Genomic DNA, 6,257 nt, shown 5'->3' with positions numbered 1-6,257 from the left:
CACCGACGTGGGCGTCCGTCCCCGGCTCGTCGAGCTGGTGCGCACCACCGCGGGTGCCATCTCCCGCGACCTGAGCGCCGAGTCGCCGCGGGCGCGCCCGTGAACGCCGCCGAACGCGGCCGCGGCCGCTATGTGATGGCCATCGACCAGGGCACCACGTCCAGCCGGTCCATCCTGTACGACGCCGCGGGACAACTGGTTTCGATCGCCCAGCGCGAGCATCGGCAGCTGTACCCGGCCGCGGGACGAGTCGAGCACGACGCCGCCGAGATCCGCCGCCACGTGGCCGCGCTGGTCGATCGGGTCGTCGCCAAGGCGGGCGTGGCCACCGAGCAGGTGGTGGCGATCGGCATCGCCAACCAGCGCGAGACCACGGTGCTGTGGGACCGCGAGACCGGCGCCCCGATCGGTCACGCGATCGTCTGGCAGGACACCCGCACCGAGGACCTCGTCGCCCGGCTCGCCCGCCGTCCCGAGGCCGAGGAGGTGGTCCGGCGCTGCGGCCTGCCGCTGCTGAGTTACTTTGCGGCGCCGCGCATCCGGTGGCTGCTCGACCGGGACGAGCGGCTGCGCGAGCGCGCCGAACGGGGCGCGGTGCTGTTCGGCACGATGGACAGCTGGCTGATCTGGAATCTCACCGGCGGCCCGCGCGGCGGCGTGCACGTCACCGATGTGACCAATGCCGGGCGCACCATGTTGATGAACCTCGCCACCCTGGACTGGGACGACCGGCTGCTCGACTTCTTCGACATCCCGCGCGCCATGCTGCCCGAGATACGGTCCAACGCCGAGGTGTACGGCCACACCGTGGCGGGCATCCCGATCGCGGCCGCGCTGGGTGATCAGCAGGCGGCCTTGTTCGGCCAGACCTGCTTCGCCGCCGGCGAGGCCAAATGCACCTACGGCACCGGCAGTTTCCTGCTCACCAACACCGGCGACACGCCGGTGCGCTCCACCCACGGACTGCTCACCACGGTGGCGTTCCAGATCGGCGGCGAACCCGCCAGGTACGCACTGGAGGGTTCGATGGCCGCCACCGGGACGCTGGTGCAGTGGCTGCGCGACCGGCTCGGGCTCATCGAGGCCGCGCCCGAAATCGAAACGCTCGCAAGCACTGTCGAGGACAACGGCGGCTGCTACGTGGTGCCCGCCTTCTCCGGTTTGTTCGCGCCGCGCTGGCGGTCCGAGGCGCGCGGGGTGATCGCCGGCCTCACCTCTTACATCACCAAGGGGCATCTGGCCCGCGCGGTGCTGGAGGCCACCGCCTGGCAGACCAGGGAGGTAGTCGACGCGATGAACGCCGACACCGGCTACGCGCTCGCCGAACTCCGCGTCGACGGCGGCATGACCTCCAACAACCTGCTCATGCAACAGATCTCGGACGCGCTCGGGGTGCCGGTGGAACGGCCGCTGTTCTCCGAGACGGTCTCGCTCGGCGCGGCCTACGCCGCGGGTCTCGCGGTCGGCCTCTGGCCCGATATGACCGGACTGCGCCGCAACCGCCGCACCGCGAGCCGGTGGCTGCCGACCATGCCGGAGCAGCGGCGGGATCGGGAGTACCGCCGCTGGTCGCGCGCCGCCGACCTCACCTACAACTGGAACGAGCCGGGCGAGGTCTGATTCCGGCGAGTCGGCGCGTCCGGTGAACCGTTCGCCGCGCCGACGCTACGGTGCAACGTGGCAAGGCTCGAGTTCATCGCGCCGACGCGTCGGCGCTCACCGAGGAGGGGCGTTCTGCTCATTGTCGTCCAGATACTCGCCGTGCTCGCGGCGCTGCTGCACGGCTATATCTTCGTGCTCGAATCACTGCGCTTCACCGAGCCGAAGGTGTACGCGGGGACGTTCCGCGTCGAGCGAGGCGATCTCGCGGCCGTGCAACCGTGGGCCTTCAACCAGGGCTGGTACAACCTGTTCCTCGCCATCGGCACCCTGGTGGGCGCACTATTGCTGCCCACGCTCCCGGACGCGGGCTGGGCGCTGGTGCTGATGGGTTGCGGATCGATGATCGCCGCCGCGGCCGTGCTCGTGGCGACCGATCGGCGCTTCGTCAAAGCCGCGCTGATCCAGGGCACGCTGCCTACCTTGACTGTGGTCGCCAGCCTGACCCAGATCTGAACGCGGGGAGGGCCGCCCACGCGCCCCTCCCCGAGGACGACTCGCTACGGGTTCAGGTACACCGGCAGGCGGTGGTGACCGTTGGAGATGAAGCTGGGCACGGTACCCAGTTCCGCCGACTCGGCGGCCAGTCGCATGTTCGGGAACCGTTCGAAGATCGCGGGCAGGGAGACGGCGGCCTCCATCCGCGCCAGCGGAGCACCGAGGCAGTGGTGCGCACCGTAGCCGAAGGCGAGGTGATCCTTGCCGGCGCGGTGCACGTCGAATTCGTCGGCGGTGTCGCCGTGCACCTTCGGGTCGCGGCTGGCGGTCACGTAGGACGCCAGGATCGGCTCGCCCTTCGCGATGCGGGCGCCGCCGTCGAGCTCGATGTCGTCGACCGCGAAGCGCAGCGGCAGGTGCGCGACCGGCGCCTCGAACCGCAGCGACTCCTCGATCACATCGGACCAGGCCGCCCGCTCCGCGAGCACGTCGGCGCGCTGCTCCGGGTGGGTCAGCAGCGCGTGGATGGCCTGGTCGAGCAGGTTCACCGTGGTCTCGTGGCCCGCGCTGATCACCAGCAGCAGCGTGTCGATCAGCTCCTGGTCGGTGAGCTGGGCGCCGTCCTCCTCGTCGCGGTGCGAGATGAGCAGGCTGGTCATGTCGTCGCCGGGGTGCTCGCGCCGGTGGGCGACGAGCTCACCGAGGATCCGGTACATCTCCATGTAGTTGGCCTGCGACTGCTCGGGGGTGAGCGAGGTGTCGAAGATGCCGTCCACGCAGGTGCGCAGTCCCGCGTTCAGCGATTCCGGCACACCCATCAGCTCCGAAATCACCTGGATCGGCAGCGGATAGGCGAATCCCTCGCGCAGATCCACCGGCTCCCCGGCCGGGGCTGCGGCGAGCTCGTCGAGCAGCGCCGCGGTGATGGCCTCGATGCGCGGGCGCATGGCCTCGGTGCGGCGGTGCGTGAACGCGGGCGCCACCAGCTTGCGTAGTCGCCGGTGGTCGGCACCGTATGCGGTGAACATGTTGGTCACCGCCACCCACAGGAACAGCGGCCAGTCCTGCGGGATCTCGCCGTTGATGAACGCGGGCCAGTGCTGGCGCGCGTCCTTGGACACCCGGGGATCGACCAGCAACTTCTTCAACAGTTCGGCATCGGTCACCGACCACGCCTGCACGCCACCCGGCAGCTCGACGAGAACGACCGGTCCGCGTTCACGCAGACGTGCGGACTCACCCTGGATATCGGCGCCGGTGGGATCGAGGACGAGGGGCTGACTGTCCATCGGGGCACTCTCCTTAATACAGGTTCAGCGGAGGGGATTTCGGGAAGGTGACCGGAAGGGACACCAAAGCACGATGGAAAGGCCCCGGCCGCCAGGTCAATTGATCGACGGACACCGCGAGTCGCAATTCGGGCAATGCGTCGAGCAGCTGGTCGATCGCGTCCTGGGCGATCAGGTACGCCGCCGACTTCGCCGGGCAGGCGTGCGGACCCGCGCTCCACGCCAGATGCGAACGGTTGTCGGTGTAGTCGCCCGCGTCGATGGCCGGATCGTTGTTGCAGGCCGCCATGCTGATGACCACCGGCTGGTGCGCGGGCAACCAGGTGTTGTCGATCAGGATGGGCTGCCTCGGATACGAGACGCAGTAGTTCGACATCGGCGGGTCGGTGAACAGCACCTCGTCCAGCGCGTCGCGGGTGGAGAGGCTGCCGCCCAACAGGTTTCCGGCGAACCGGTCGTCGGTGAGCATGAGCAGCAGCGTGTTCACGATCAGGTTCTGCTCCGGCTCGATGCCCGCGCCGTACAGGGTGACCAGCTGGTGGATCATCTCCACGTCGTCCAGTCCGGCCGCGTGGCCGATCAGCCGCGAGACGATGTCGTCGCCCGGTTCACGGCGTTTGCGGGTGGTCAGCTCGTGCAGCGCGTCGGTGAGCATCGCGTTGCCCTTGTCGGCATTGACGCCCTCGAAGATGGCGGCCATACCGGTGGCCACCTGCTGGCCGATATCGGCTGGACAGCCGAGCATCTCGTTGAGCACGGCGAAGGCGAGGGGGAAGGCGTACTGGCTGATCAGGTCCGCCGCGCCGTCCGCGCAGAAGGCGTTGATGAGCGGGATCGCCACCCGCTCGATGGTCGCGTGCATGGCGTGCAGGTCGACCTCGGTGAGCGCCGCGAGGTTGGCCTGCCGGTAGCGCGTGTGCTCGAGGCCCGCGCTGCGCAGCGCGTTGGGCCGCCATTCCAGCATCGGCAGGATCGGGCACTCGCCCGGCACGTGCTGCTGCCAGGTGCGCGGGTCGGCAGGAAAGTGCTCCGGGTCGTTGAGGATTCGCAGCGCGGTGTGATACCCGATCACCAGGGTGGCGGGCACGCCGGGCGACAACTCGACCGGCACCATCGAACCGTACTTGCGGCGCATCTGCCGGTAGGCAGCGTGCGGGCCGGCGGCGAACTCCTCGGTGTAGAGCGGCACCCGCGGACCGTCGGTGTGGATCGGCGAACCGTGCGGGACGGGACAGACACCGGCGGCGGCCGCGTGCGGAGACGTTGTCACAGTCGAGACTCCAGACGGTGGAACAGAAATTCGACGAGCGTGATGAGCGATTGCAGACACGTACCGCGATGTCGCGCGTCCAGGATCGTCAGTGGCGTTCCTTCAGCGAGGTCCAGCGCGTCGCGGACCTCCTCGAGCGGATACTGCTTGGCGCCCTCGAACTGATTGACCGCCACCGAATACGGCACACCGCGCTCCTCCAGCACCGAGAGCACCTCGTCGGCCTTCTCGATGCGCCGGGTGTCGACGAGCACCAGTGCGCCCAGCGCGCCGCGTGCCAGCTCTTCCCACAGCGGAACGAAGCGCTGCTGGCCCGGCGTGCCGAAAAGATACAGCGCCAGTTGCGGATTCAGCGTGATGCGGCCGAAGTCCATCGCGACGGTGGTCTGCGTCTTGCCGGGCAGGCCCGCCATGTCGTCGATGCCGATGCTGGCCTCGGTGATGGTCTCCTCGGTGCGCAGCGGCTTGATCTCCGAGATGCTGCTGACGAACGTGGTCTTGCCGACGCCGAAGTTGCCCGCCACCAGCAATTTGACCGATCGGGTCACGGTCTCCGGCACATAGTCGACGACACGTTCAGGCCGAGAGAGCGCGGAGCCCATTCAGTACCTCCTCCAACAGGGCTATCTCCGGCAGGTTCTCAGCCGGGGTCGGGGTGGTCAGATGGCCGCCGTCCATGAGATCGGCTACGACGATCTTCACCACGGACGGCGGCAGGTCCAGGTAGGCGGCTAGTTCGGCGATGGACAGCACGCCGCGACCGCTGCACAGATTCATCACGCGGCGCGCGTCCGGGCTCGCACCCGGTGGCGGCGCCAGCGCCGTGACCACGAGTGTCACCAGGTCCAGCTCGCGCGTAGCACGCGAGCGCCCGCCGGTGCGCACATAAGCCCGAACGAGGTCGGGGTCGCGGCGGGACCTTGTCATGGCTGGCTGCTGTCCGACCTCTGCCGCGACTGGCTGCCGAGTTCGTGCCCGACGCGACCGGCCAATTCGTTCATCCGGTGCGCGATGAGGCTGACGTCGATCTCCGCGGTGGTGGAGACGCCGAGCAGCGCACCCTCCCCCGCGGCGGTGATGAAGATCATCCCGTCGTCGTATTCGGTCATGTTCTGGCGCAAGCCCGTTTCCAGCCCGCCGCAGAACTCGCCGAGCGCCTTGCCGAGGGACCGCAGTCCCGAGGCGGCCGCGGAGAAGCGTTCGGCGTCGTCGCGGGCGATGCCCTTCGAGTGCGCGATGCGGAGTCCGTCGTCGGATAGCAAGACCGCGAAACGGACGCCTGGAATGCTGAGATCCTCGAGTAGCCAGCCGAGCTTGTTGCTGCTGTCGGCCACGGTGGTAGTCGGTGTGCCCATCAAGGTGTCATCCCTTCCGTGTGTTCTGCGGCGGCGGCGCGGCCGCTCTTGGAACCGGTGTGCCATGCGGCTGCGATATCCGGCCTGCCGATCAGGGGCTCGGCGTCGGAATTCCTTGCGCGTGTACCGATCGCGGGCGCCACCGGGCGGCGGCGCCGTTTCGGTAGGCCTCCCTCGGTGATCTCGTGCACCGCGAATGCGGTGTCCGCCGGCTCCTCCTGGCGCGGCGCGGGCGCCGGTTCGGGC

At 69.0% G+C, this 6,257-nt stretch carries 7 protein-coding genes and 1 pseudogene; 2 read left to right on the top strand and 6 right to left on the bottom strand.

The window, feature by feature from the left end:
* The first annotated feature begins 135 nt into the window (after positions 1–135).
* Together glpK and NL1_RS35410 are read left to right on the top strand one after the other, a co-directional pair.
* Positions 136–1,620, top strand: coding sequence for a glycerol kinase GlpK (gene glpK / locus NL1_RS35415; protein ID WP_067849202.1), 1,485 nt, complete (start codon positions 136–138; stop codon positions 1,618–1,620).
* Between the two features lie 57 nt (positions 1,621–1,677).
* Positions 1,678–2,115, top strand: coding sequence for a DUF1304 domain-containing protein (locus NL1_RS35410; protein WP_245673739.1), 438 nt, complete (start codon positions 1,678–1,680; stop codon positions 2,113–2,115).
* 44 nt (positions 2,116–2,159) lie between these two features.
* On the opposite strand, the gene NL1_RS35405 is transcribed toward NL1_RS35410, so the two are convergent.
* From NL1_RS35405 to NL1_RS39180, 6 genes and pseudogenes are all read right to left on the bottom strand, one after another.
* Positions 2,160–3,386: a cytochrome P450 family protein gene (locus NL1_RS35405; protein ID WP_067849196.1), complete on the bottom strand. Its 1,227-nt coding sequence runs from the start codon at positions 3,384–3,386 to the stop codon at positions 2,160–2,162.
* Between the two features lie 13 nt (positions 3,387–3,399).
* On the bottom strand, positions 3,400–4,656 hold the full coding sequence (locus NL1_RS35400; protein WP_067849193.1) for a cytochrome P450: 1,257 nt from the start codon (positions 4,654–4,656) through the stop codon (positions 3,400–3,402).
* A complete protein-coding gene (locus tag NL1_RS35395) occupies positions 4,653–5,258 on the bottom strand; it encodes a GTP-binding protein (protein ID WP_067849190.1) in 606 nt (201 codons plus the stop codon). The genes NL1_RS35400 and NL1_RS35395 overlap by 4 nt, the downstream gene beginning before the upstream one ends.
* Positions 5,233–5,583, bottom strand: a complete 351-nt coding sequence (locus tag NL1_RS35390) for a DUF742 domain-containing protein (protein WP_067849187.1) — start codon at positions 5,581–5,583, stop codon at positions 5,233–5,235. Before NL1_RS35390 ends, NL1_RS35395 begins: the two co-directional genes overlap by 26 nt.
* The gene (locus NL1_RS35385; RefSeq protein ID WP_067849184.1) at positions 5,580–6,011 is read right to left on the bottom strand and encodes a roadblock/LC7 domain-containing protein; all 432 of its coding nucleotides are present in this window, start codon (positions 6,009–6,011) and stop codon (positions 5,580–5,582) included. Before NL1_RS35385 ends, NL1_RS35390 begins: the two co-directional genes overlap by 4 nt.
* Positions 6,011–6,257 (bottom strand): annotated as a pseudogene (locus tag NL1_RS39180) (ATP-binding protein); the annotation flags it as partial. The pseudogene NL1_RS39180 and the gene NL1_RS35385, both read right to left, overlap by 1 nt.

Origin of the sequence: Nocardia lijiangensis NBRC 108240 (genome assembly GCF_001613045.1) — a bacterium.
GTDB lineage: Bacteria > Actinomycetota > Actinomycetes > Mycobacteriales > Mycobacteriaceae > Nocardia > Nocardia lijiangensis.
This window is presented reverse-complemented; position numbering and strand designations above follow the sequence as displayed.